This is a genomic window from Phaeobacter sp. PT47_59 (genome assembly GCF_028890025.1).
Classification (GTDB): Bacteria; Pseudomonadota; Alphaproteobacteria; order Rhodobacterales; family Rhodobacteraceae; genus Phycobacter.
On sequence record NZ_JARCJL010000037.1, the window covers coordinates 1 to 23,931 of the forward strand.

General features: G+C 62.5%; 22 protein-coding genes. 13 read left to right on the top strand and 9 right to left on the bottom strand.

Annotation, left to right across the window (positions count from 1 at the left end; all coding sequences use genetic code 11):
• Positions 1-305 precede the first annotated feature (305 nt).
• Positions 306-773 (bottom strand): RrF2 family transcriptional regulator, encoded by a 468-nt coding sequence (locus PXK01_RS20380; RefSeq protein WP_274849597.1) that lies wholly within the window; start codon positions 771-773, stop codon positions 306-308.
• 165 nt (positions 774-938) lie between these two features.
• On the opposite strand from PXK01_RS20380, the gene PXK01_RS20385 reads away from it, so the two are divergent.
• The 9 genes from PXK01_RS20385 (at position 939) to PXK01_RS20425 (ending at position 10,618) form a co-directional block, all read left to right on the top strand.
• Positions 939-2,525, top strand: a complete 1,587-nt coding sequence (locus PXK01_RS20385; RefSeq protein ID WP_274861542.1) for an ABC transporter ATP-binding protein/permease — start codon at positions 939-941, stop codon at positions 2,523-2,525.
• Positions 2,522-4,174, top strand: a complete 1,653-nt coding sequence (locus tag PXK01_RS20390; protein ID WP_274861543.1) for an amino acid ABC transporter ATP-binding/permease protein — start codon at positions 2,522-2,524, stop codon at positions 4,172-4,174. Before PXK01_RS20385 ends, PXK01_RS20390 begins: the two co-directional genes overlap by 4 nt.
• A 154-nt stretch (positions 4,175-4,328) precedes the next feature.
• Positions 4,329-5,942, top strand: a complete 1,614-nt coding sequence (locus PXK01_RS20395; RefSeq protein ID WP_274861544.1) for a cytochrome ubiquinol oxidase subunit I — start codon at positions 4,329-4,331, stop codon at positions 5,940-5,942.
• A 5-nt stretch (positions 5,943-5,947) separates the two neighbouring features.
• A complete protein-coding gene (gene cydB, locus PXK01_RS20400) occupies positions 5,948-7,111 on the top strand; it encodes a cytochrome d ubiquinol oxidase subunit II (RefSeq protein ID WP_274861545.1) in 1,164 nt (387 codons plus the stop codon).
• Between the two features lie 13 nt (positions 7,112-7,124).
• A complete protein-coding gene (cydX, locus tag PXK01_RS20405; protein WP_274861547.1) occupies positions 7,125-7,262 on the top strand; it encodes a cytochrome bd-I oxidase subunit CydX in 138 nt (45 codons plus the stop codon).
• Between the two features lie 91 nt (positions 7,263-7,353).
• Positions 7,354-8,325: an SLAC1 anion channel family protein gene (locus PXK01_RS20410; protein WP_274861549.1), complete on the top strand. Its 972-nt coding sequence runs from the start codon at positions 7,354-7,356 to the stop codon at positions 8,323-8,325.
• 33 nt (positions 8,326-8,358) lie between these two features.
• Positions 8,359-8,796 (top strand): hypothetical protein, encoded by a 438-nt coding sequence (locus PXK01_RS20415; RefSeq protein WP_274861551.1) that lies wholly within the window; start codon positions 8,359-8,361, stop codon positions 8,794-8,796.
• A 135-nt stretch (positions 8,797-8,931) separates the two neighbouring features.
• Positions 8,932-10,242, top strand: a complete 1,311-nt coding sequence (locus tag PXK01_RS20420; protein ID WP_274861552.1) for an NAD(P)/FAD-dependent oxidoreductase — start codon at positions 8,932-8,934, stop codon at positions 10,240-10,242.
• 13 nt (positions 10,243-10,255) lie between these two features.
• Positions 10,256-10,618, top strand: coding sequence for a DUF5368 domain-containing protein (locus PXK01_RS20425; protein WP_274849588.1), 363 nt, complete (start codon positions 10,256-10,258; stop codon positions 10,616-10,618).
• 74 nt (positions 10,619-10,692) lie between these two features.
• On the opposite strand, the gene PXK01_RS20430 is transcribed toward PXK01_RS20425, so the two are convergent.
• The 7 genes from PXK01_RS20430 to PXK01_RS20460 all read right to left on the bottom strand — a co-directional run bounded on the left by PXK01_RS20430 (position 10,693) and on the right by PXK01_RS20460 (position 18,873).
• Entirely contained in the window at positions 10,693-11,838 is a 1,146-nt protein-coding gene (locus PXK01_RS20430) for an iron-containing alcohol dehydrogenase (protein ID WP_274861553.1), read from the bottom strand.
• Between the two features lie 135 nt (positions 11,839-11,973).
• Positions 11,974-13,356, bottom strand: coding sequence for an aldehyde dehydrogenase family protein (locus tag PXK01_RS20435; protein ID WP_274849586.1), 1,383 nt, complete (start codon positions 13,354-13,356; stop codon positions 11,974-11,976).
• 68 nt (positions 13,357-13,424) lie between these two features.
• Positions 13,425-14,777 (bottom strand): glutamine synthetase family protein, encoded by a 1,353-nt coding sequence (locus PXK01_RS20440; RefSeq protein ID WP_274849585.1) that lies wholly within the window; start codon positions 14,775-14,777, stop codon positions 13,425-13,427.
• Between the two features lie 136 nt (positions 14,778-14,913).
• Complete coding sequence (locus PXK01_RS20445; protein WP_274849584.1) at positions 14,914-15,948, bottom strand: TRAP transporter substrate-binding protein; 1,035 nt, start codon at positions 15,946-15,948, stop codon at positions 14,914-14,916.
• A 48-nt stretch (positions 15,949-15,996) separates the two neighbouring features.
• Positions 15,997-17,499 carry a TRAP transporter large permease gene (locus PXK01_RS20450; protein ID WP_274861554.1) on the bottom strand — a complete coding sequence of 501 codons (1,503 nt, stop codon included), beginning with the start codon at positions 17,497-17,499 and terminating at the stop codon, positions 15,997-15,999.
• Positions 17,499-18,083 (bottom strand): TRAP transporter small permease subunit, encoded by a 585-nt coding sequence (locus PXK01_RS20455; protein WP_446728468.1) that lies wholly within the window; start codon positions 18,081-18,083, stop codon positions 17,499-17,501. Before PXK01_RS20455 ends, PXK01_RS20450 begins: the two co-directional genes overlap by 1 nt.
• A gap of 4 nt (positions 18,084-18,087) precedes the next feature.
• Positions 18,088-18,873 (bottom strand): N-formylglutamate amidohydrolase, encoded by a 786-nt coding sequence (locus tag PXK01_RS20460; RefSeq protein ID WP_274861557.1) that lies wholly within the window; start codon positions 18,871-18,873, stop codon positions 18,088-18,090.
• A gap of 152 nt (positions 18,874-19,025) precedes the next feature.
• Here PXK01_RS20460 and PXK01_RS20465 point away from each other — a divergent pair, with 152 nt between their 5' ends.
• Positions 19,026-19,898, top strand: coding sequence for a MurR/RpiR family transcriptional regulator (locus PXK01_RS20465; protein WP_274849580.1), 873 nt, complete (start codon positions 19,026-19,028; stop codon positions 19,896-19,898).
• A gap of 41 nt (positions 19,899-19,939) precedes the next feature.
• On the opposite strand, the gene PXK01_RS20470 is transcribed toward PXK01_RS20465, so the two are convergent.
• The gene (locus PXK01_RS20470; RefSeq protein WP_274861559.1) at positions 19,940-20,902 is read right to left on the bottom strand and encodes a LysR family transcriptional regulator; all 963 of its coding nucleotides are present in this window, start codon (positions 20,900-20,902) and stop codon (positions 19,940-19,942) included.
• A 113-nt stretch (positions 20,903-21,015) separates the two neighbouring features.
• Between PXK01_RS20470 and PXK01_RS20475 the strand changes: the two genes are divergently transcribed.
• The 3 genes from PXK01_RS20475 to PXK01_RS20485 are packed head-to-tail and all read left to right on the top strand — an operon-like array spanning position 21,016 to position 23,885.
• Positions 21,016-21,882 (top strand): ABC transporter permease, encoded by an 867-nt coding sequence (locus PXK01_RS20475; protein WP_274849578.1) that lies wholly within the window; start codon positions 21,016-21,018, stop codon positions 21,880-21,882.
• A gap of 17 nt (positions 21,883-21,899) precedes the next feature.
• Positions 21,900-22,685, top strand: a complete 786-nt coding sequence (locus tag PXK01_RS20480; RefSeq protein ID WP_342455890.1) for an ABC transporter permease — start codon at positions 21,900-21,902, stop codon at positions 22,683-22,685.
• 45 nt (positions 22,686-22,730) lie between these two features.
• Positions 22,731-23,885, top strand: a complete 1,155-nt coding sequence (locus PXK01_RS20485) for an extracellular solute-binding protein (RefSeq protein WP_274861560.1) — start codon at positions 22,731-22,733, stop codon at positions 23,883-23,885.
• Positions 23,886-23,931: the final 46 nt, after the last annotated feature.

Consider the following 23,931-nt stretch of genomic DNA (forward strand, 5'->3'; position numbering starts at 1 on the left):
GCGGGATGGAGCAGCCAGGTAGCTCGTCAGGCTCATAACCTGAAGGTCGCAGGTTCAAATCCTGCTCCCGCAACCAATACACAAGAACAAGCCGCCCAAGGGCGGCTTCCTGCGTTCCGGGACAAGTCAAGCATGGACGCCAACGCTCCTTCGAGAGCTAGGGTGACCTGGCCGCTCTCATGACCCACCACCACACGCCCGATCAGCCCGCGCACGGTTGCCAAGATTTCTGACCGGATATCAGGAGTGGTCAAGGTGGAAGGCATGGCGAACCTGTGGCCCCGTCAAAGGGGAGGGCTCAGGCGCTACTGCGGCGGCGAACAGGCCGTCCCGTTTGCGGGATGCATCGCCAGAAGATGAGTCAGTCCGCAGTTGCCCTGAACCAGATCGTGCAGGGTGACCATGTCCAACTCGTGATAGAAGGCATCAAGCGCCTTTTGAATATAGCTGCGCAGGCGGCAAGCCGTTGTGAGCGGACAGCCGTTGGTCTCGGGGTCGAAACACTCCGCAATGGGGATCTCGCCTTCGAACAGCCGGAACATCTCGCCGATGGAGATCTGATCCGGGCGGCGGGCCAGGCGGATCCCCCCGGCGCGCCCGCGTAGGGTGCTGACATAACCTTCGGCCTGCAGCCGCTGGACCACATGGGCCGTGTGGTTGGTCGAGGAATTGCACAGCTTGGCGATATCTGCGGTTTTCAGCAGGTGGTCGGTCGTCCCGGCGCAGGTCATCAGAATGCGTGCGGCCAGGTTGGTTCGGGTTGTCAGTCTCATGGCAGTCCTCAATGGGCCTCAGCATTCTTGCAGGAAAAATACCACATATCCTTGCGCCAGATCAAAACAGTCGAACGCCTGAGGTATTAAATCCCCATCAGAAATGCTGATTATAGAGGGTTCATCGTGCGCGGCGAGGGGTTTCGATTTGTCAAAGCGGAGGTGATGGGGGCCTGGTTGTCGGTGCTGGCGGCGCTGTTGTGGCTGCTGGCTGCCGCGATCATCGCCTGGACCTTTGGTACTTTGCTGACCGCGCCGGAACAGGTGGCCCTGTTCCCCACGGTTGCGGTTTTCTTCGCCCTTTGGGGTCTGCGCACTGCGGGTGAGGCTTGGGCACAACGGATATTGTCGGCGGCGGCCGATGCCCGAATTGCGCAAGTGCGTGCCGAGGTCGTGGAAGCAGAGACTCTGGCGGCAACACAGTCTGGGCTTGGAGGCGCCGGGGCATTGGCGGCCATGATGGGCGAGAAACTGGAAGCCCTGCGCCCCTATCTGATGCGCTACCGGCCCGCGCGCCTGCGCAGCACCGTTGTGCCGCTGCTGATCCTGGCCATTTCAGCCTGGCACAGCTGGGCGGTGGCTTTGGTTCTGTTATTCGCGGGGCCGCTGATCCCAATGTTCATGGCGCTGGTGGGCTGGGCCGCGAAGGAGGCGAGTGCGCGCCAGATGGGCGAGGTCGGCGCGTTGAGCGACCTCCTGGTGGATCGCCTGAGCGCCTTGGGCGATCTGCGCCTGATCGGCGCTGGACCGGTGGTGATTGCGGATTTTGCTGACGCGAGTGACAGCCTCAGGCAACGGACCATGGCCGTATTGCGCATAGCCTTTCTGTCTTCAACCGTGCTGGAGCTGTTCTCTGCTCTGGGCGTTGCCATGGTGGCGATCTGGGTCGGGTTTTCCCTGCTGGGGGAATTGGACTGGGGCGGCTGGGGCCGGGATCTCAGCCCGGTCGCAGGCGTCTATCTGCTGCTTCTGGCGCCGGAGTTCTTTCAGCCGCTGCGCGATCTGGCGGCGGCCTGGCATGATCGGGCCGCGGCCGAGGCGGTGCTGAAGGAACTGGAGGATTGGCGGGTCGAGCCGCGTGGCAAACGCATGGGCACAGGGAAGGCGGTGTCGCCGTTACCGGGGATGCCGGTGGTGCGGTTTGAGGCTGTGGCCCACCATGGGGTTATCTTTCCGGACTTCCAGATCCTGCCCGGGGACACGGTTGCACTGCTGGGACAGAGCGGCGCGGGAAAGAGTACCATTCTGCGGCTCTTGGCTGGTTTGGAATGCCCGGACCACGGCCGGATCACCCTGGACGGCGCCCCGTTGGACGATGATCTGGCGGATCGCTGGCGGGCCATGATTGGTTGGATGCCCCAGGCGCCGCATTTCCTGAACAGAAGCCTGCGGTACAATCTGGGGTTTGGCGCGCGGCTCAATGGGGATGCGGTGGCCCAGGCACAGCTGTCGCAGGTCCTGGATCGGTTGCCACGCGGGGATCTGACCTTGCTTGGAGAGCGCGGCGCGGGGCTATCGGGGGGCGAGGCGCGGCGTGTGACCCTGGCGCGTGCGCTCAATGGGGCGCCGCAGGTTCTATTGGCGGATGAACCCACTGCCGATCTGGACGCAGTAACCGCCGCAGATGTGATCGATGGGCTGATGCAATTCGCCAAACCCGGTGGCACGCTGGTCATCGCGACCCATGATCCGGCCTTGGCACGGCGCATGTCCCGGCAAATCGTCCTGCAGCCGACAACGGGTGCAGCATGAGCGCTCTTTTCCGCCTGATCCTGATGGTGGTGCGGGATGAACGCGCTGCGCTTTGGCGTGGCTTGGCGCTGTCCGTGGCCGTACTGGCGATGGGCACCGCGCTGCTGGGGCTGTCGGGTTGGTTCATCATCGCTTCGGCGGCGGCGGGGATGGCGGGGCTTGGCATTCTGTTCAACGTCTTTGTGCCGTCAGCCATGGTGCGTTTTCTGGCCCTGGGGCGCACCGCAGCGCGCTATGGGGAGCGGGTTTTGACCCATGATGCCACCCTGCGGGCGCTGTCGGGCTTGCGGCTGCGCTTGCTGATCGGCCTGTCGCAGGCGCCCCATCGCCAGATCGAACGGCTGCGGGCCAATACCGAGCTGAACCGGATTACCGCCGATACCGATGCGCTGGATGGCGCCTTGCTGCGCCTGGTGCTGCCGGTGCTGGCGGGTAGCATCTCCATCCTGGGGGCCACGGTGATTTTGTGGGTTCTGGTCCATCCCAGCGTCGCGCTGGTCATCGGTGGCGGTTACCTGATCCTGCCAACCGCCGTGTTCTTCATCGGCCAGCGGTTGGCCCGTGGTCCGGCGCGGCAGGCAGAGGCCGCCTTGCAGGCCGGGCGCAGCCGATTGATCGACCTGATTTCCGGGCGGGACGATCTGACGGTCTATGGTCAGTTACAGCGCACGGCCCGGACGGTGAACCATGCCTTTGAACGCCATACCCGTGCCCGCCAAAGCCTGGACCGTGTCGAACGTCGGGCCGGGGCCTGGCTGGATCTGATGGGTGGCGGGATCACCGCAGCAACCCTCGGGCTTGGGATCTTTCTGGTGCAAAGCGGAGACATTACCGTCGCCAGTGCCGCCATCGCCCTATTCGTGGCGCTGGCCCTGGGCGAGGCGGTCGCGCCCGTGCGCCGCGCCCTGGCCGAGATCGGGCGCATGACCCATGCGGCGCGTCGGGTGCTGCCGGCCTTGGGGGAAGAACTGGACCCGGATGATGAGGTCGGCGGGCTTCTGACCGGTGACCGGGCGGGGGATCTTGTCTTTGACGCCGTGACCCTGGCACGAGGCACGCCGATCTTTGCTCCCTTGTCTTTCTCTGTCGGACCGGGAGAGACCCTTGTTCTGACCGGTCCCAGTGGCAGCGGCAAAAGCACGGTCCTGTTGTTGGCGGCAGGGGCGCTGCGCCCGACGGCGGGCCGGTTGCTCTACGGTGGGCAGGCCCCTGCGGATCTGCCGCTTGGCGATGTGACCCGTGACACGGTCCTGGTGCCGCAACGCCATGCTCTGATCACAGGCAGCATTGCCGAGAACCTCAGGCTTGCCGCGCCCGATGCCGATGACGAGACACTGTGGCAGGCACTGGAGGATACGTGCCTTGCCGACACCCTGCGCCAGCGCGCAGGTCTGCAGACCTGGCTTGGCTTTCGCGGCGCGGGCCTGTCCGGTGGCGAGGCGCGCAGGCTGGTTCTGGCCCGGGCGATCCTGCGCCAGCCGCGGCTTTTGCTGTTGGATGAGCCAACCGAAGGGCTGGACGATGAGATGGCCCGCGCCGTGATGCTGGGGATCCGGCGCGCCTGCCCGGAGGCCGCCATCCTGATCGCCGCGCATCGTAAGGCCGAGATCGAAAGCGCCGACCGTATCTGCAAGCTGCGATCCTCCTGACCGGTCCCTGCCGGGGTGATGTGCTGTAGCGGCGATAAAATCTGCATTCCAGATGGGGAAATTGACCCAGATCAATTTCACATCTTGGATTCGGAATATAACCGGTTTAAATCCGCATCTAAAATATGGAAAACGAACCGAAAGGAAACATCCCATGGAGATCGGACTGGTCGAGCTGTCGCGCCTGCAGTTTGCGATGACGGCCATGTATCACTTCCTCTTCGTGCCCTTGACACTGGGTCTGTCGATCCTCGTGGCAATCATGGAGACGGTCTATGTGATGACGAACCGCCCCATCTGGCGTCAGATGACCAAATTCTGGGGTACGCTGTTTGGCATCAACTTCGTTCTGGGTGTCGCCACGGGCATCACCATGGAATTTCAGTTCGGCATGAACTGGAGCTACTACAGCCACTATGTGGGCGACATCTTCGGTGCGCCGCTGGCGATTGAAGGTCTGATGGCCTTCTTCCTGGAGGCCACCTTTGTCGGGCTGTTCTTCTTTGGCTGGGACAAGCTGTCGAAGGTGCAGCATATGGTGGTGGCCTGGCTGGTGGCCATCGGGTCGAATTTCTCGGCGTTGTGGATCCTGATTGCCAATGGCTGGATGCAGAACCCGGTGGGGGCTGAATTCAATCCCGACACCATGCGGATGGAGATGACCTCCTTCTTCGACGTGGTGTTCAACGAGGTGGCCCAGGCCAAATTCGTGCATACGGTATCGGCAGGCTACGTGACCGCTGCGGTTTTTGTGCTGGGCGTATCGGCGCTCTATCTGATCCAGGGGCGGCACAAGGACCTGGCCCGGCGCTCCATTGCAGTGGCTTCTTCCTTTGGCCTTGCGGCGGCGCTGTCTGTTGTCGTGCTGGGCGATGAATCGGGATATTCCGCCAGCCATACCCAGAAGATGAAACTGGCCGCGATCGAAGCCATGTGGGAGACCGAGCCCGCGCCTGCCTCCTTTACCCTGGTGGGCTTGCCCGACCAGGAGGCGCGCGAAACGCATTATGCGCTACATATCCCCTGGGCCATGGGGCTGATCGGCACCCGCAGCCTGACCGAGGAAATCCCCGGCATCAACGATCTGGTCCTTGAGGCCGAAGAGAAGATCCGCCGTGGCATCATTGCCTATGATGCGCTGATGACCATCCGCGAAGAGCGCGGCAATGTGCCCGCCGAAGCGCGGTTCATCTTCGAGCAGAACTCGGCCGATCTGGGCTTTGCCTATCTGTTGAAGCGCTATGTCGACGACCCGCGCGAGGCCAGTGAGGAACAGATCGCCATGGCGGCCGAGGATACCATTCCCGGCGTCTTCCCGCTGTTCTGGGCCTTTCGCATCATGGTGGCGCTGGGCTTCAGCTTTATCGCGGTGATGGGCTATTTCTTCTACCGGGCCTCTTTCCGCAACATGCAGTTCCCGCGCTGGTCGCTGTATGCGGCGGTGGCGATCATCCCGACCCCGTGGATCGCGGCCGAACTGGGCTGGTTCGTGGCCGAATTCGGGCGCCAACCCTGGACGGTGGACGGGGTGCTGCCCACGGCGCTCTCGGCCTCGCATCTCAGCATTGCGGATCTTCTCATCACATTGGCCGGTTTCGTGATCTTCTACACGGTGCTCTTCGTGATCGAGGTGAGCTTGATGGTGAAATACATCCGCAAAGGCCCGTTCCAGGACGTGGAAGAGACCGACGCCTGGCAACAGCGGCACGAGGCGCGCCTGCAACAGCAACCGGGTCTTGCCGCCTCATCTGCAACCCCTGCGGAGTAACCGATATGATCCTCTATGAATTGATCGATTTCGATATCCTGCGTGTCATCTGGTGGGCGCTGCTTGGGGTGCTTCTGATCGGCTTTGCCCTGACCGACGGGTTCGACATGGGCGTGGGAGCCTTGCTGCCCTTCGTTGCTAAAACCGATGTGGAGCGCCGCGTCGTCATCAATACCGTGGGTCCGGTCTGGGAAGGCAACCAGGTCTGGTTCATCCTTGGAGGCGGTGCGATCTTTGCCGCCTGGCCGCCGCTATATGCGGTGTCCTTTTCGGGGTTCTACCTGGCGATGTTCGTGGTGCTGGCCGCCTTCATCGTGCGCCCTGTGGCCTTCAAGTATCGCTCCAAACGGGAAGGCGCCAGATGGCGCGCGCTCTGGGACTGGGCGCTGTTTGCAGGCGGAGCGGTTCCCGCGCTCCTGTTCGGCGTTGCGGTGGGCAATGTGCTTCTGGGGGTGCCCTTCCATCTGACGCCCGACCTGATGCCGATGTATGACGGCAGCTACTATGGCAAATTCCTTGGCCTGCTGCGGCCTTTCGCCCTCCTCGCCGGTGTGGTGTCCTTCTCCATGCTGCTGATGCATGGTGCGGCCTGGTTGACGGTGAAGACCGAAGGCGCGATTGCCGCCCGCGCCCGCCGTATCGGTGTGGTTGCAGGCCTGGTTGCCGCCGCAGGCTATGCGCTGGCCGGGCTGTGGCTGGCTGTCGGCATCGACGGTTTTGCCCTGGTCGGTGAGGTCCTGCCCAACGGCCCGTCCAATCCGCTTTATTCAGAGGTTGCACGTGGCGGCAGCTGGCTCACGGCCTATGCCGTGCGGCCCTGGATCGCGATTGCCCCGATCATGGGCTTTGTCGGCATCGCCCTGGCGGTGCGCGGGTTGAAAGGGCGCGGCGAGGTGTCCACCCTCCTGTGGTCCAAGCTGGGGATCACCGGGGTGATCGCCTCGGTCGGGCTGACCATGTTCCCCTTCATCCTGCCCTCGACGGTGGACCCGAACAGTTCGCTCACCGTCTGGGATGCCTCCAGCTCGCATCAGACACTGTTCATCATGCTGGTGGTGACGGCGATCTTCATGCCGCTGATCCTGGCCTACACCGCCTGGGTCTACCGGGTGCTCTGGGGCAAGGTGACCGAGGCGCATGTGACTGAAAACGCAGATACGCTTTACTGAAGGAATTGAAAACATGTGGTATTTTGCCTGGCTTCTTGGCCTTCCGCTGGCGGCGCTCTTTGCGGTTCTGAACGCCATGTGGCTGGAGTTGCGCGCCGATGCCTGCCTTGCCGACGAGGGTGACTGCCCGGTGGGCGAGCACAAGCACTGAAACGCGGCCGATCCTCGCTATAGTGAGCGCGGCGGCGGCAGATCCCCAAGCGGCGCGCCCCGCTCCGAAACATCCAAGACAGGAGGACCCGATGAGCACGGAACCACAAACACCGCAACAGGCAGAAGACCCCCGGCTTGCGCATTTCCCGGTGCCGTTCTTTGCCTCCGTCATGGGCTTGTCGGGGGTGACCCTGGCCCTACATACGGCCGGTTTTGATGGCATCAGCCTTGTGGTCCTGGGGTTGGCCGTTGTGGCCTTTGCGGTGCTGGCTTTCGTCTACACGCTCAAGGCGCTGCGCCACCCGGCAGCGGTTGCCGCCGAATGGCAGCATCCGGTGAAGCTGGCCTTCTTCCCGGCCATGTCGATCTCGCTTTTGCTGATCGCAACCGCCCTGCGCCCGGTCTTGCCGGAGCTTGCCCGCATCGTCTGGCTGGTCGGAGCGCTGGCGCAGGGGGCATTGACCCTGGCGGTCCTGTCGAACTGGATCGGCCAGCGCAGCTTTCAGACCATTCACATTTCGCCCGCCTGGTTCATCCCGGCGGTGGGTAATGTGGTGGCGCCTGTCGCCGGTGTCGCCCTGGGGTTTGTCGAGACCTCCTGGCTGTTCTTTTCCGCCGGTATGATCTTCTGGCTGGTGCTGCTGGTCCTGGTGATGAACCGTCTGATGTTCCACGATCCCTTGCCGGGGCGCATGGTGCCGACTCTGGCGATCCTGATCGCGCCTCCGGCTGTCGGCTTCCTGGCCTGGCTGCAGTTGAACGGCGGTGTGCTGGATGGTTTCGCCCGCTTTCTATTTGGCGCGGCGCTTGTCTTCTTTGCCCTGGCTGCGACGCAGGTGGCCAAGCTGCGCGGCCTTCCTTTCGCCCTGTCCTGGTGGGCGCTCAGCTTTCCGATGGCGGCGCTGACCATCGCGAGTTTCCGCTTTGGCGCCCTCTCTGGCAGCGCCGGGCACGAGGTTGGCGGCTACGTATTGCTGGCCCTGCTTTGCGCCATCGTGACCGGGTTGGTCTGGCGCACGGGCCTGGCCATCGCCCGCGGTGAAATCTGTCAGCCCGAATGAAACGACCACAGACCTATTGAAAAGGAGAAGGTGATGAAGAAAGTCGCAATCGCAGCCCTGGCGGCCCTGTCGCTGACCGGTCCGGCCCTGGCGCAACAGGCCCCGGAGACCTTGGTGACGGTTCTGACTGCGCCAGAGCCGCAGACGCAGCTTATGGCGATGGTGCTGGCCATGCAGGCAGCACAGCAGGGCGTGGCGCCGCATATTCTCTTGTGTGGCCCGGCGGCGGATATCGCCCTAAAGGACGCACCCGAAAGCGCAACCGCGCCGCAGCCGCCGCGCGAGATGAGCCCGCAGGGCCTGATGCGCAAGATTGCCACCCTGCCGGGCGCCAAGGTGGAGGTCTGCGCGATCTACCTGCCGGGCAAGGGCGCGGATGCCTCGGTGCTGCTTGATGGAGTGACGGTTGCCAAGCCCAAGGCCATGGCCGCCGCGATGATCGCCCCCAACGCGCGGATTGCATCCTACTGACGCTGCCGCGCTCGCCCGTCTGCGTCAGAACGCGGGCGGGCAGATCCTTTTGGTGCGTTTGACATGCATCAAACAAGACATTCCGAATTCAAGATATGTTTGTGTCGGAATGCCAGAATTCCTGAGGAGGACGTCATGACAAAGCTGAACGCCACGCGTCGGCAGTTTTTCGGGCTTGCCGCTGGCGGCGCCGCCGCTGCCACTTTGGCGCTGCCGCAAGAGGGGACGGCACAGACTGCCACCAAGGCGCGCATCGTCATCATCGGTGCCGGGGCGGGCGGTACGGCTTTGGCCAACCGTCTGGTGCGCAGGCTTGACGGGGCAGAGATCACCCTGCTGGATCCGCGGGTCGAGCATCTTTACCAGCCCGGTCTGTCGCTGGTGGCGGCAGGGCTGAAGCCCGCGAATTACGTGACCAGCCTGACCACCGATTGGCTGCCCAGTGGTGTCAAACTGATCGCGGAGCGGGCAGCGGCCATCGACCCCGTGGCCAAGACCGTCGCAACGGACAGCGGTCAGACCTTGGCCTATGATTTCCTGGTGGTGGCGCCGGGGCTGATCTTGGACCATGACGCCATTGAGGGCTTTGCTTTGGATATGGTCGGGCAGAACGGGATCGGCGCGCTCTATGCCGGGCCCGAATATGCGGCCAAAACCTGGCAGGCGGCCTCGAAATTCACCGAAGAGGGCGGCGTCGGCCTGTTCACCCGCCCCGAGACCGAGATGAAATGCGCAGGCGCGCCGCTGAAACATACCTTCCTGATCGACGATATCGCCAAACGCGCGGGAAATGGCGGCAAGATAGACGTGCATTATGCCGCGCCGCAGGGGGCACTGTTCGGGGTGCCGATCGTGGCCGAAAAGGTGCGCATGCTGTTCGGGGACCGCGGCATCGCAAGCCATATGAAGCACACGCTGAAATCCATCGATGCAGGCGCCAAACGCGCGCGCCTTGCCACTGCTGAGGGCGAAGTGGAGATGGACTATGACTATATCCACGTGATCCCGCCCCAGCGCGCCCCGGAGGTGATCCGTCAGTCCGGCCTCAGCTGGGCCGACAAATGGACCGACCAGGGCTGGGTCGAATGTGACAAGGCCACGCTGCAACATCTGCGCTACCCGGAGATCTGGGCGCTGGGCGATGTGGCGGGCGTGCCCAAGGGCAAGACCGCGGCCAGCGTCAAATGGCAGGTGCCAGTGGTCGAGGACGGGTTGATCGCCGCCATCGAGGGGCGCGACGCGAGTGAGACCTACAACGGCTATACCTCCTGCCCGATGATCACCCAGGTCGGCCGCGCCATGCTGATCGAGTTTGATTACAACAACGACCTTGTGCCGTCCTTCCCGGGGATCATCGCTCCGCTGGAGGAATTGTGGATCAGCTGGCTGATGAAGGAAGTGGCGCTGAAGGCCACCTATAACGCCATGCTGCGTGGCCGAGCCTGAGGAGGGAGAAGACATGAAGGACCTGACATTCGGCACTCTCATTGCTGTCTTCGAAGAGATCTTTGGCCGGGGCCTGTTCTGGGCCATGGTTGTTGCGGCGGCGGGGCTGACCGTTGCCTATCTCTATGTTCTGATCCGCGACCGGGCGATCAGCTGGCGCAAGTTCCTAGTGGCGCAATTGTCCATGCCCCTGGGCGCGGTGCTTGGGGTCTGGTTCGTCATGGTGATGACGAATTCCGGCCTGTCCGACATTGGTGGACCCATCGATGTGGTGGTCTTGCTTGGCGTCGCCGTCGGTGGCGCCATCGGGGCGGCCATTCTGGTCTATACCCTGCAGTCTCTGTTCGTGGATATGCGCCGGATCGGCAAGGAATAGAGGGCTCGGGCAAACAGAAAAGGCGCCTCCACGAAGCAATGTGGAGGCGCCTTTTCCTATTAAACTGCCAGGCGTTACAGCGCCGCCTGGAACAGCTCGGTCAGGTTGGCTTCGGTCAGCTCGATCGGGTTGCCGCCGCAGGAGGGGTCGATGATCGCGCCCTTGACCAGTTCCGGGATCGAGGCATCGGTGACACCCAGGTCCGACAGTTTGCGCGGGATGCCAAGGCTGTCGTTCAGTTCCTGCACGTAAGACCGGAAACCATCGAAACCGCCTTCGATGCCCAGATAAGCCGCCGCCTGGTTGAACCGGTCGGCGATCACGGGGGCGTTGAAGTCCAGAACCGCAGGCATGCAGACCGCGTTTGTGGTGCCGTGGTGGGTGTTGAAGACCGCGCCGATCGGGTGGCTCATGGCGTGGATGGCGCCAAGACCCTTCTGGAACGCGGTGGCGCCCATGGCGGCAGCGGACATCATCTGCGCGCGGGCCTCGATATCGGTGCCATCGGCATAGGCACGGGGCAGATAGTCCTTGACCAGCCGCATGCCTTCCAGCGCGATACCCTGGCTCATCGGGTGGTAATGCGGGCTGGAAAACGCTTCGACGCAATGGGCAAAGGCATCAAGCCCGGTGCCTGCGGTGATGAACTTCGGCATGCCCACGGTCAGCTCGGGATCGCAGATCACCACGGTGGGCAGAACCTTCGGGTGGAAGATGATCTTCTTCTGATGGGTGACGGAATCGGTGATGACCGAGGCGCGACCCACTTCGGAACCGGTGCCCGCGGTGGTCGGCACGGCGATGATCGGTGCGATGGCATCGGCATCGGCGCGGGTCCACCAGTCGCCAATATCCTCGAAATCCCAGACCGGGCGGGTCTGACCGGCCATGAAGGCGACCATCTTGCCCAGATCAAGGCCAGAGCCGCCGCCAAAGGCGATCACACCGTCATGGCCGCCTGCCTTGTAGGCTTCAACGCCCGCCTCGAGGTTCTTTTCATTGGGGTTGGGGTCGACCTCGGAAAACATGCCACGACCAAGGCCTGCGGCCTCCATGATGTCGAGCGTGCCCTGGGTCACGGGCAGGTTTGCCAGGCCCTTGTCGGTGACTAGAAGCGGTTTCTTGATGCCGGCCTGGGCGCAGGCTGCGGCGAGTTCCTTGATCCGGCCAGCGCCGAACTTGATTGCGGTCGGATAGGACCAGTTTCCAACGAGAGACATGTTGCTACCTTTCGAGATAAATGGCCCGGGGCGCTTGTGGCCCGGGCTGCGCCCGCCCGCCCCCATGGCGGGCGCATTCGCACCCACCCGGGCGGACGCCGCCCTTTGGTGTGAGGGAGGAAAGGGTTGTCATGGTCAGCCCGTCACCTTTTTCAGGTGATAGGATTTCGGGCGGGTGAGGTTCTGATAGCCGATCACTGACAGGCCGCCGCCACGTCCGGTGTTCTTGCAACCGGTCCAGCACAGGCCCGGATCCAGATAGTCGGCGCGGTTCATGAAGACGGTACCCGTCTCGATCTGATCGCCCACGGCCTGCGCGCGTTCCACATCCTTGGTCCAGAGCGAGGCGGTCAGGCCGAAATCGCTGTCGTTCATCAGCGCGATGGCCTCGGCGTCCGAGGAGACCTTCATGATGCCAACCACGGGACCGAAGCTTTCGTCGCGCATCACGCGCATCTCGTGGCTGACATTGGTCAGGATCTGCGGCGTCAGGTAAGCCCCGCCGTCATCCTCGGCGAAGGTGTCGATATGGGCGACTGCGCCCATCTCCAGCGCCTCGGCGATCTGGTCGCGCACTTCCTTGGCAAAGCGCGCATTGGCCATCGGGCCGATGGTGGTTTCGGCATCAAGGGGATTGCCCAGCTTGTAGCCCTTCACGATTTCCACCGCCTTGGCGAGGAAGGCATCATAGACGCTTTCATGCACGTAGATCCGCTCGATCCCGCAGCAGCACTGGCCCGAGTTGAACATGGCGCCGTCGATCAGTGTTTCGACAGCCGCGTCAACGTCCGCGTCTTCCATGACGTAGCCCGGATCCTTGCCGCCGAGTTCCGTGCCGACGCCGGTGAAAGTGCCGGCCGCTGCGCGCTCCATCGCCTGACCGCCGCCGACCGAGCCGGTGAAGTTGACGAAGTTGAAGGCCCGGCGCGCGATCAGTTCGGATGTGGTGTCGTGATCGAGGAAGACGTTCTGGAACACATCTTCGGGCACGCCCGCGGCATGGAAGGCCGCCGCCATGCGCTCACCCACCAGCAGGGTTTGGGTTGCATGTTTCAGCACCACGGTATTGCCCGCGATCAGGGCCGGGGCCACGGTGTTGATCGCGGTCATGTAAGGGTAGTTCCAGGGCGCCACGACAAAGACCACGCCATGGGGCACGCGCTTGATGTAGCGCTTGAAGGTCGCGTCCTCGCCCACCTCGATATCGGCCAGCGAGTCCTTGGCGATCTCGGCCATGTAGGAGGCGCGCTCGTTGAAGCCGCCGAATTCGCCGCCATAGCGCACCGGGCGCCCCATCATATGGGCCAGTTCGGGGACGATCTCGTCGTTCATCTCGCCAACCTTGGCGACACCAGCCATCACCAGGTCGATCCGCTCAGCCAGGGGGCGCGCGGCCCAGGCGGCTTGCGCGTCGCGCGCGCGGCTGGCGGCGGCAAAGGCGTCATCGCGCGACAGGGTCTCGCGCGTGGCAAAGGTCGATCCGTCGATCGGAGAGATACATGTCAGTGTCTGGCTCATGCCATCCTCTTATGTTTGCGGGCAGAATGTTGGTCCGCCCGTGTCAGTCATTCCGGGAACGGGCAAGATCAGGCCCGTTCAAATCCGCGTGCGATCTCGTAGTCGGTCACGACGCGCTCGAAGTCTTCGATCTCCACCTCGGCGGCGCGTACATAGTGGTCCACCACCTCGTCACCGAAGGCTTTGCGCAGCATTTCGGATCCCTTCAGCGTCTCGCGGGAGTCGCGCAGGTTGCCGGGCAGCATGCCGGTGTCACCCTGGTAGACGTCGCCCTTGGCGGCCGGGGCCAGCTCCAGCTGTTCCTCGATGCCTGCAATGCCTGCGGCCAGCTGCGCGGCCATGGCCAGATAGGGGTTGATGTCCGAGCCGCCGACGCGGCATTCGACGCGCACCGCCTTGGTGCCATCGCCACAGAGGCGGAAGCCGGCGGTGCGGTTGTCCACCGACCAGATGATCCGGGTGGGGGCAAAGGTGCCCTTCATGAAGCGCTTGTAGCTGTTGATGTAGGGGGCCAGGAAATACATGTAGTCGGGCGCATATTTCAGCATTCCGGCCATGTAGTGTTTCATCAGCTGGCTCATCCCCAGGGGATCGCTTTCGTCATAGAAGGCGGGCTTGCCGTCCTTCCACAGCGACTGGTGCACGTGCGAAGACGAGCCGACCCTGTCCTGGTGCCATTTCGGCAGGAAGGTCGCGGCATGGCCCTGCTGCCAGGCGATTTCCTTCACCGCGTGTTTGGCGATGGTGTGGTAATCGGCGGTGTTCAGAGCATGATCGTACTTGATGTTCAGCTCTTCCTGGCCGGCTTCGGCCTCGCCCTTGGTGTTCTCGACCGGAATGCCCGCATCCCACAGGTGATTGCGTAGCGGGCGCATCACGTGTTCTTCCTTGGTGGTCTGCAGGATATGGTAGTCTTCGTTATAGGCCGAAATCGGCGTGAGATCCCGGAAGCCCGACTTGGCGATCTCGCCAAAGCTTTTCTCGAACAGGAAGAATTCCAGCTCGGTCGCCATCATCGCGTCATAGCCCAATTCGGCCAGGCGCTTGATCTGCTTCTTCAGGATCGCGCGAGGGGAATGGGGAATTTCCTTATGGGTGTGGTGATCCAGGATATCGCAAAGGACCATCACGGTGCCGTCCAGCCAGGGCATCGGGCGCAGCGTGGACAGATCCGGCTTCATCACATAGTCGCCATAGCCGTTTTCCCAGCTGGTGGAGGCATAGCCATCGGGCGTTGCCATCTCCAGATCGGTGGCCAGAAGGTAGTTGCAGCAATGGGTTTCTTCCCAGGCGCTGTTCACGAAATGCTTGGCGTGAAACCGTTTGCCCATCAGCCGTCCCTGCATGTCCACAAGGCACACAAGAACGGTGTCGACGGTGCCGTCGGCCACCTGGGATTTGAGCGTGTCGAAGGAGAGCATGAGGGGGCCCTTTTAGGTTGCGGCCCGCGGGGCCAAGCCTATGTCGGGTTGGCGCCTGCGGGCAAAATCTTGGTTCCAGACATCCGGCCCGCAAAGACGATTCGAGGGCCGGATGCAATGTTACTATGGGGACCGATCAGCCGTAACGGTAGGGGCGGCCTGCCTTGGTCATATCGGCGTTATATTTCTTGAAGATCTCGACAACGCGGGCCTTGGTCGGGCTTTCCGCTGCGATCTCGTCCCAGAACTTGACGGCGGCGTCTTCGACCTGCTGCCATTCGGCATCGGGGATCGAGGTCAGCTGCATCTTGGTGCCGTTGACACGCAGGGAGGCTTCGCCACCCCAGTACCACCACTGACGATAGTAGTGCGACTGGTCACAGCAGACGCGGAACAGGGTCTGCAGGTCTTCCGGCAGCTCGTTCCAGCGGCCCTGGTTGGCAAAGAAGCTGCCCGCCCATGCGCCCGAGATGTTGTTGGTCAGGAAGTAGTTGGTCACATCGGCCCAGCCAACGGTGTAGTCCTCGGTGATACCGGACCATGCGATACCGTCCAGTTCGCCGGTCTGCACGGCGACCTCGATGTCTTCCCAGGGCAGGGTGACCGGCACCACGCCGAACTGAGCCAGGAAGCGGCCGGCCGTCGGGAAGGTGAAGACGCGCTTGCCTTTCAGGTCCGCGAGGCTGTTGATCGGGTCCTTGGTGGCAAAGTGGCAGGGATCCCATGCGCCGGCCGAGATATGCTTGACGCCGACCTTGGAGTATTCCTCGTCCCAGATCTCGTTCAGGCCGTACTGGTTGAACAGAACCGGCACGTCGAGGCTGTAGCGCGAGGCGAAGGGGAAGTAGCCGCCAAAGACAGTGACTTCGGTGGGCGATGCCATGGAGTCGTCATCGGACTGCACCGCGTCGATGGTGCCGCGCTGCATGGCGCGGAACAATTCGCCGGTGGGGACCAGCTGGTCGGCATAGAACAGTTCGATCTGCATGCGGTCGCCTGCGATCTTGTTGAACATGTCGATGGCGGGCTTCACCACATGTTCGGCGAGCGCAGCACCGGCATAGGTCTGCATGCGCCACTTGATGGTACCCGAAGCCAGCGCGGGGGTGGCCAGCGGGGCGGCCATGGCGCCAACACCGGCGGTGGTCAGAAACTTACGTCTTGTTGTCATCACTTCTCTCCTTGTTGAAATAGGGCCCCCGACCGGGGCTCTTGTTGATTATTTTCCGTAGACCAGTTCCGGCAGCCACAGGGCGATCTGCGGGAACAGCATCACAAGCGTCAGCGCCACCACCATCACCGCCACGAAGGGGATGATGGAGACGTAGATGTCCTTCAGCCCGATTTCGGGCGGCGCCATGGCGCGCATCAGGAAGAGGTTGTAGCCAAAGGGCGGCGTCATATAGGCGATCTGGGTGGTGATGGTGTAAAGCACCCCGTACCAGATCAGATCGAAACCCAGCGCGCCGACCAGCGGCACGTAAAGCGGCGCGACGATCACCAGCATCGCGGTGTCATCGAGGAAGGTGCCCATCACGATGAAGCTCAGCTGCATCAGGATCAGGATCATCCAAGGGCTAAGGCCCAGCTGCGTGGTGAACAGATCCTCGATCGCCTTCACGGCGCCAAGGCCGTCAAAGATCGCGCCAAAGCCAAGTGCGGCGAGGATGATCCACATGAACATGCAGGAGATGCCAAGGGTTGAACGCACGGAGGTCTCGAAGACCTCCTTGTTCATGCGGCCCTTCAGGACGGCGGCGATAAAGGCGGTCATCGCGCCAATGGCCGAGCTTTCCACCAGCGAGGTCCAGCCGTTGACGAAGGGGATCATCATCGCGGCAAAGATCGCCAGCGGCAGCACGCCCGAGAACAAGAGCCGGTATTTCTCTTTCAGGAACAGGTCCGTGTAGAACATCGGAATCTTGCGGGTCACGAAGGACAGTGCGGCGGCGCCCAGGGCCAGGCCGATCGCGGATTTCGGCGCCACGAAGCCAAGTTTCACCACCAGCGGGATCACCACCAGGGCGGCCAGAACGATGTGATTGAGGCGTAGCGGATGGTCGCTGACGCGGTCGTATTCGGCCAGATCCTCGGGCGTCATGGCGGGGCCAAGATCCGGCTGCATGCGGGCGCGGATGTAGATGTAGACGATGAACATGGTGGCCATCAGCAGGCCGGGGATCACACCCGCCAGCCACAGCTGCCCGACCGGCTGGCGCGCGATCATCGCGTAAAGCACCAGCACCACCGAGGGCGGCACCAGGATCCCAAGCGAGGACCCCGCCTGGATGGTGCCCGTCACCAGGATCTTGTCATAGCCACGGCGCAGAAGTTCCGGCAGGGCGATGGTGGCGCCGATGGCCATGCCTGCGACGGACAGACCGTTCATGGCGGAAACCAGCACCATCAAACCGATGGTGCCAATGGCCAGCCCGCCCTTCACCGGTCCCATCCAGACGTGGAACATTCGGTACAGGTCGTCGGCGATCTTGGATTCCGACAGCACGTACCCCATGAAGATGAACATTGGCAGGGTCAGCAGCGGATACCATTTCATCAGCTTCATGGCTGCGGAGAAGGGGATCTCCACCCCGCCGGTGCCCCAGAGCAGCAGCCCCGCAACCGCGCCGACAAATCCGATGGCGCCAAACACGCGTTGGCCGGTCATCAGCATCAGCATCATGCCGGCAAACATCACGAGGGCGATCATTTCATAGGGCATCAGAGGTCCACTCCGCGCAGGCGTCCGATATCCCGGAACAATTCGGCAAGGCATTGCAGCAGCATCAGAAGGACACCGAAGCAGAGGATGAATTTCACCGGCCACAGGAAGGGTCGCCAGGCGGTGGAGCTGCGCTCAAGGTAACCGATCTTCTCTCCCGCTGCCGCGGGCCCTTCGCTGATCAACGTCCAGATCAGGTCTCCGAAAAAGGCAAAGGGCTCCATCCCGAAATAGCCAAGGCTATAGGCGGTGGAACTGACCGCGCCGTAAAGCAGGATCCCGAGGTAGACCATCAGGAACAGAACGGTGAAGCCATCGACCCAGGCCTTGGTCCGTGTGCTCCAGCCACCATAGAACAGGTCCATCCGCACGTTCGATCCCATCTGGATCGAATAGGGCCCGCCCAGAACGTAGTAGGCGACCATCACGAATTGCGCGGTTTCCAGCGTCCAGAGCGAGGGGTTGAAGAAGGTTTTGGATACCGAAGACCACAGCAGCACGCCGATCAGGGCAAAGATCAGGTACATGGCAAAGCGGCCAATGAAGCGGTTCATCGCATCGATGATGCGGATATAGCGGAGCATGAAACTAGGCATCAGCCTGCCTTTCGGTCTGCAGTGCCGCCAAAGCCGGGCGCAGCAGGGTCAGGAGTTCCTCGGCCATCCGCGCCTCGTCTTCGGCGTTGCGCAGCAGATCGTTGCGTACCTCGATCATCACATTGGCCAGACCGTGTTTGATCCCGTGCAGCTGAAGGGAGTGGGTGACGCCATCTTCGGGGCCGTAGGGATCGTTGCGGGCGATCCTGCGGTGGGGCAGGCGCTGGGCTTCGGCCAGCATGGCGTCCGCGAGGCGGCTATCACTGTCATGCAGGATACCGATCTCTACCGCGCGCGGGGCGCCGAAATAGACCGGGGTGAAGCTGTGCATGGTGATCAGCAGGGTGTCACGCCCGGCGGCCTTGCGCGCGGCCAGAAGCTGGCTCACTGCGGTGCAGAAGGGCGTATAGACCGATTGCACGCGTTCCTCTCGGGCGTCAGGCGACAGGCCGACATTGCCCGGAATCGCGATCACTTCGGATTGCTCCGGCATGGCAGAGGGCGCCTCGGGCGGGCGGTTGCAGTCGTAAACCAGTCGCGAAATCCGGCTGGCGACCATCGGCGCATCCAGCGCCTTTGCCAGCGCCAATGATACCGCCCGCGCGCCCGGATCCCAGGCCGCATGGCTGGTGCGATCCGTCTCGGCCAGACCAAGTCCCTGGTAGCGCTCAGGTATATGGTGGCTGGCGTGTTCGCACAGGATCACGACCTCTCCCGCGCCATCGGCGTTGAAGACTTCCACGGCTTCTTCTTGAGCGTTGGAATCGCTCGGTGACATGCTGCACTCCCCAAGTTTGGAAAAATGTTTTCATGGAGTGATAATTCTGTCAATATCCTTCCAGCGAAGTTTTACCTGCGCCTCCGCGTCATCGCGTATAAGGTGCCGCGACTGCCCGTTTTTTGACCGACCCGTTCTGGAGGTGATCGCTCTTGTCCAAACCCGCTCCCAGCGTGCGCGAGCTGATCCGCGAACATTATTCCGCATTGACCCAGTCCGAACGCAAGTTCGCCAATTCGCTGCTGGAAAACTATCCGGCGGCGGGTCTGGCCTCGATCACCATCGTGGCGGCGAATGCGGATGTTTCGACGCCGACGGTGGCACGGATGGTGCAGAAGCTGGGGTTCAAGGGCTATCCACAGTTCCATCAGGCCCTGCTGAAAGAGCTGGAGGCACAGGTTTCCGGCCCCACCAAGCGACGGGAAAACTGGGCCGCCGAGGCGCCGGAGGGGCATCTGCTGAACCGATTTGCACAGGCGGTGACGGATAACCTGGGCCAGACCTTTTCCAACCTCGATTACGAACAGTTCGACCTGGCGGTGCAGCAACTGGCCAATACCGAAGGGCGGCTTTTCGTGGTGGGAGGGCGCATCACGCGGGCGCTGGCCGATTATGCCTTCACCCATTTCCAGGCGATCCGCCAACGGGTGACCCATATGACGTCGTCCTCGGCCACCTGGCCGCATTATGTGCTGGATATGGAGGCGGGCGACACATTGCTGATGTTCGATGTGCGCCGCTATGAAACCAACCTGCAGCGTCTGGCGGAACTGGCGGCGGAGCGGGGCGTGAAGATCATCCTGATCACCGATCAATGGGCCAGCCCGATCACCTCGGTCGCGCAGCATACCTTCAACTGCTGGGTCGAGATCCCCTCGGCCTGGGATTCGAATATCTCGACCATGATGCTGCTGGAGGCGATGATTGCCGCCACCCAGGAGGAGGGTTGGGATGAAACCCGCGAACGCTATGAGCGGCTGGACGAGCTTTTTGACATGACCCGGCTGTTTCGCAAGTTTTCCTGACCGCCCGCCACCCCGGCTGCCACCCATCCCGCCACCGCGGCTCAGCGATAGGTGCGGTCTTCGATCGGGGTTGCCTCGATGGCGTCCAGCAGCCCGTCGATCAACAACTCTTCGGCGCGGTTCTTGGCGGCATGGCGGTTCCAGACCACATGCACGTCGATGCCGGGCAGGTCGTCGTAGGGTGGCACCTGCCACAACAAGCCGTCGCGCACATCCCGCGCCGCCACGTGAACGGGCAGGGGGCCAATGCCGACCCCGGCGAGAATCATCCGGTGCACCTCTTCCAGGTGGCTGGAGAGACCCGTGACCTTGTCACCCAGCTCTGCCTGCGCCCGCATCACGGTGACCGGTTTCAGCACATCATGCAGGCGGTCGGTCTCAAAACTGACCGAGCTGTGGCCGGCAAGATCGGCAACTTCCAGATCCTTGCGTCCGAACAGAGGGTGGCGCGGCCCGCAGAACAGCCCAAAAAACTCGCGATAGAGGCGCCGGTATTCCAGCTTGGGGTTATGGTCGCGCACCAGGCATACAGCGAATGAGGCGCGTTTGGCGGCGACCTCGGCGATGGCAGCCGCGCTGGTGCGCACGTCGATCGACAGGGTCGCCTTGGGGTGATGGCTGTGAAAGTCGGCCAGCACCTCGTCGAACAGCGGGCAGGCCACATGGCTGGCGACAACGATTTTGACATGGCCCTGCACCTCGTCCGTGAGCTCCCGCATCAGGGTCGAGAGGCGCAGGATTGATCCATTGATATCAAGCGCTTCGCGATAAAGAAGCCGCCCGGCATCGGTCAGTTGATAGTGGCCGGGCGAGCGGTCAATGAGCTTGCGCCCGATCCGCTCTTCCAGCTTCTTCAATGCCGCCGAGACCGAAGGCTGCTTCAGCCGCAACTGCTGCGCCGCCTCGGTGATCGAATGGCTTTCGGCCAGCACCACGAAGGTGCGCAAGAGGTTCCAGTCCAGCTCGCGGGCGATGCGGTCGGGGGCAAAGCGGGAGTCGCTCATCGCCATAGATCCTATCTATATTCACAATTTTGATTATCTATTTGATCTATACTGGGCAGGTTTTGCATGGTCGCGTCAAGCCCGGGCATCACGGGCATCATCAGGGAAAGACCATGTCCGTCGAAAAACGAGAGGCGCGTCAGCCTTGGATCCTGCTGTTCCCAGCCTTGAGCGCGGTGACGCTGCTGCTGTTCGTCCCGCTGCTGTTCATCCTGGTCTATAGTTTCTGGCTGCGCACCGCGACCGGCGCCGATGTGGCAGGCTTTCACCTTGATAACTGGCAAGAGGCGCTGAGCGATCCCTTCTATCGGGACATCCTGATCAGCACCCTGCGCATTGCCGCGATCACCACCGTCGCCTGCGCCTTGATGGGCTATCCGTCGGCCTATTTCATTGCCCGCTCGCAGGGCAACAAGGCGGTGCTTCTCCTGTTGCTGATGCTGCCCTTCTGGATCAGCTACATCATCCGCACGATGAGCTGGATCAACATCCTTGGCGTTTCAGGGGCCATCAACTCTGTGCTGCTGGCGCTGGGCATCATCACTGAGCCGATCCAGATGCTTTATAATGAGGTCACGGTGATCCTGGGTCTGGTGCATTTCCTGCTGCCCTTCATGATCCTCAATATCTTTGTCAGCCTTGATGGCATCGATACCAACCTGGAAGATGCCGCCAATTCGCTGGGCGCGACCCGCTGGCAGGCCTTTCTTCAGGTGACGCTGCCGCTGTCGCTGCCCGGCCTGGCGGCAGGTGGCCTTCTGTGCTTCGTGCTTGGCGCCGGGACCTATATCACCCCGCTGGTTCTGGGCGGGCCGCGCGATGCGATGTTCGCCAACCTGGTCTTTGAGGCCATCATCACCCAGCTGAACTGGCCCCTGGGATCGGCCCTGTCACTGATGCTTCTGGCGGTGCTGGGTGCCTTGGTGATGATCTACAACCGCTATCTGGGCATGGCCCAGCTGATGAAGGGGCTGGGCTGATGGAGGGTCGTTTCAACATGGGCTGGACCCTGATCCGTGGCTGGGCGGTTCTCGTCTATATCTTCATGTTCCTGCCGGTGGCCGTCGTGGTGCTCTTGAGCTTCAATGCCAGCCAGTTCGGCAATTTCCCGATGACCGGTTTTTCCTTCCGCTGGTTCGTCGAACTGGCTGGCAACGAGGCGATCCTGCGCGCCTTTCGCACCTCGATCATTCTGGGTCTGCTGACCGCGCTGATCTCGACCACGCTGGGGGTTCTGGCAAGCCTTGCCCTGGTGCGCTACCGGGTGCCGGGGGCCAATGCGATCTCGACGCTGCTGATCGCGCCGATCCTGGTGCCCGAGGTGGTGCTGGCTGTCGCGCTCTTGTTGTTCCTGAACTTCCTCGGCGTGAACAAGAGTTTTGGCCTGCTCTTGGCGGGGCATGTGATCTTCACGCTGCCTTTCGTGATCCTGGTGGTGCAGGCGCGGCTTGTGTCGATCAAGCGCGACGTCGAAGAGGCCGCGATGAGCCTTGGCGCCTCGCCGGTGCAGACCTTCTTCCAGATCACCCTGCCGCTGATGATGCCCGCCGTTCTGGCGGGGGGATTGTTCGCCTTCACCATCAGCTTTGACGACATCACCGGCACCCTGTTCTGGAAACCCGGAGGGGTGGAAACCGTGCCGACGCAGATCTTCGCCATGCTGAGAAACTCGATCAGCCCCGAGATCAACGCGCTGGGCACGGTGATGATCGTGATGACCGTTGGCCTGCCGCTCCTCGGTGCGGCCATCGCCCGGGCCATGGCCCGCAAAAGCGGCACGTAGAACCGCATTCAATTCATAAAAAGACAGACCAACACGGAGACTGAAATGACCAAGAAGATAGATAATACAACCCGATATGAACGCGCCCGCGAGCGCTATATGAATGGCGATCTGGATCGCCGCAGCTTCCTGGGGCTGATTGGCGCTGCGGGCCTTGCCTATGGTGTTTCCACGCCGTTTGCCAAATACGCCCATGCGGCAACCACCGATCAGGTGCGGTTCGATGGCTGGGGCGGCGTTGTCAGCGAAGCCTTCCGCAAGCACGCCTTTGACCCCTACACCGGCAAGACCGGCATCAAGGTGGTCGATGGTACCTTTGGCGGCGGTGACGAATACCTGTCGCGCGTCAAGGCGAGCCAGCCGGGTGAATACAACATCGCCCACCTGTCCGGCGTCTTCGATTATGCCCGCTACCACGCGCTGGGCCTCAGCTCGGAGCTTAATGAGGCGAATATCCCCAACCTGGAATACGTGATCCCCAAGCTGGTCGATGTGTTCCGCGGCGTGTCGGGCGGCAAGCTGTCCTGCGTGCCTTACGACTACGGCACCACGGGTCTGGCCTATAACCGCAAGTACATCTCGGATGACGAGATGAAGGAAAAAGGCGCCAAGATCCTGATCGACGAGGCCCACAAGGGCAAGATCGCCGGTTGGAGCGACTGGCGCACCCGCATGTGGTACGCGGCCCTGCAGACCGGCCAGAACCCGAACGAGATCTCGGACGAAGACGCGGCCTGGGATGCGGTGCGCACCCACCGGGATCTGAGCCTGAAATACTGGGGGTCGGGTGCCGAGCTGATGAGCCTCTTGGCTGAAGAAGAGATCTACGCGACCGAAGCCTGGTCCGGCCGCATCTACGCGCTGCAGGAGCAGGGCCATGACATTGGCTACATGGATCCGCCCAACGGCTTTGGCTGGCAGGAATGCCTGTTCGTCATGAAGGGCTCGCCCATGGAGGCCTGTGAAGAGCTGCTGAACTTCATGCTGGCGCCGGAAACCTCGATCGCGGTGGCCGAAGGGCAGAACTACCCGACCGCGCTGGATCCGACCAAGGTCGATCTCGGCGACAAGATCCCGACCCTGCCGGCCTTTGATCCCACCGGCACCCTGTCGGGCCTGACCTTTGCCGATCCCGACTTCTGGAACGGTCACGAGGCCGCCTGGTCCAAGACCTTTGGCCGCGTCCAGAAGGGCTACTGATCCCTCCCGCCCTCTCCCCGGCCGGGGAGGGGGCACCTTTGAACAC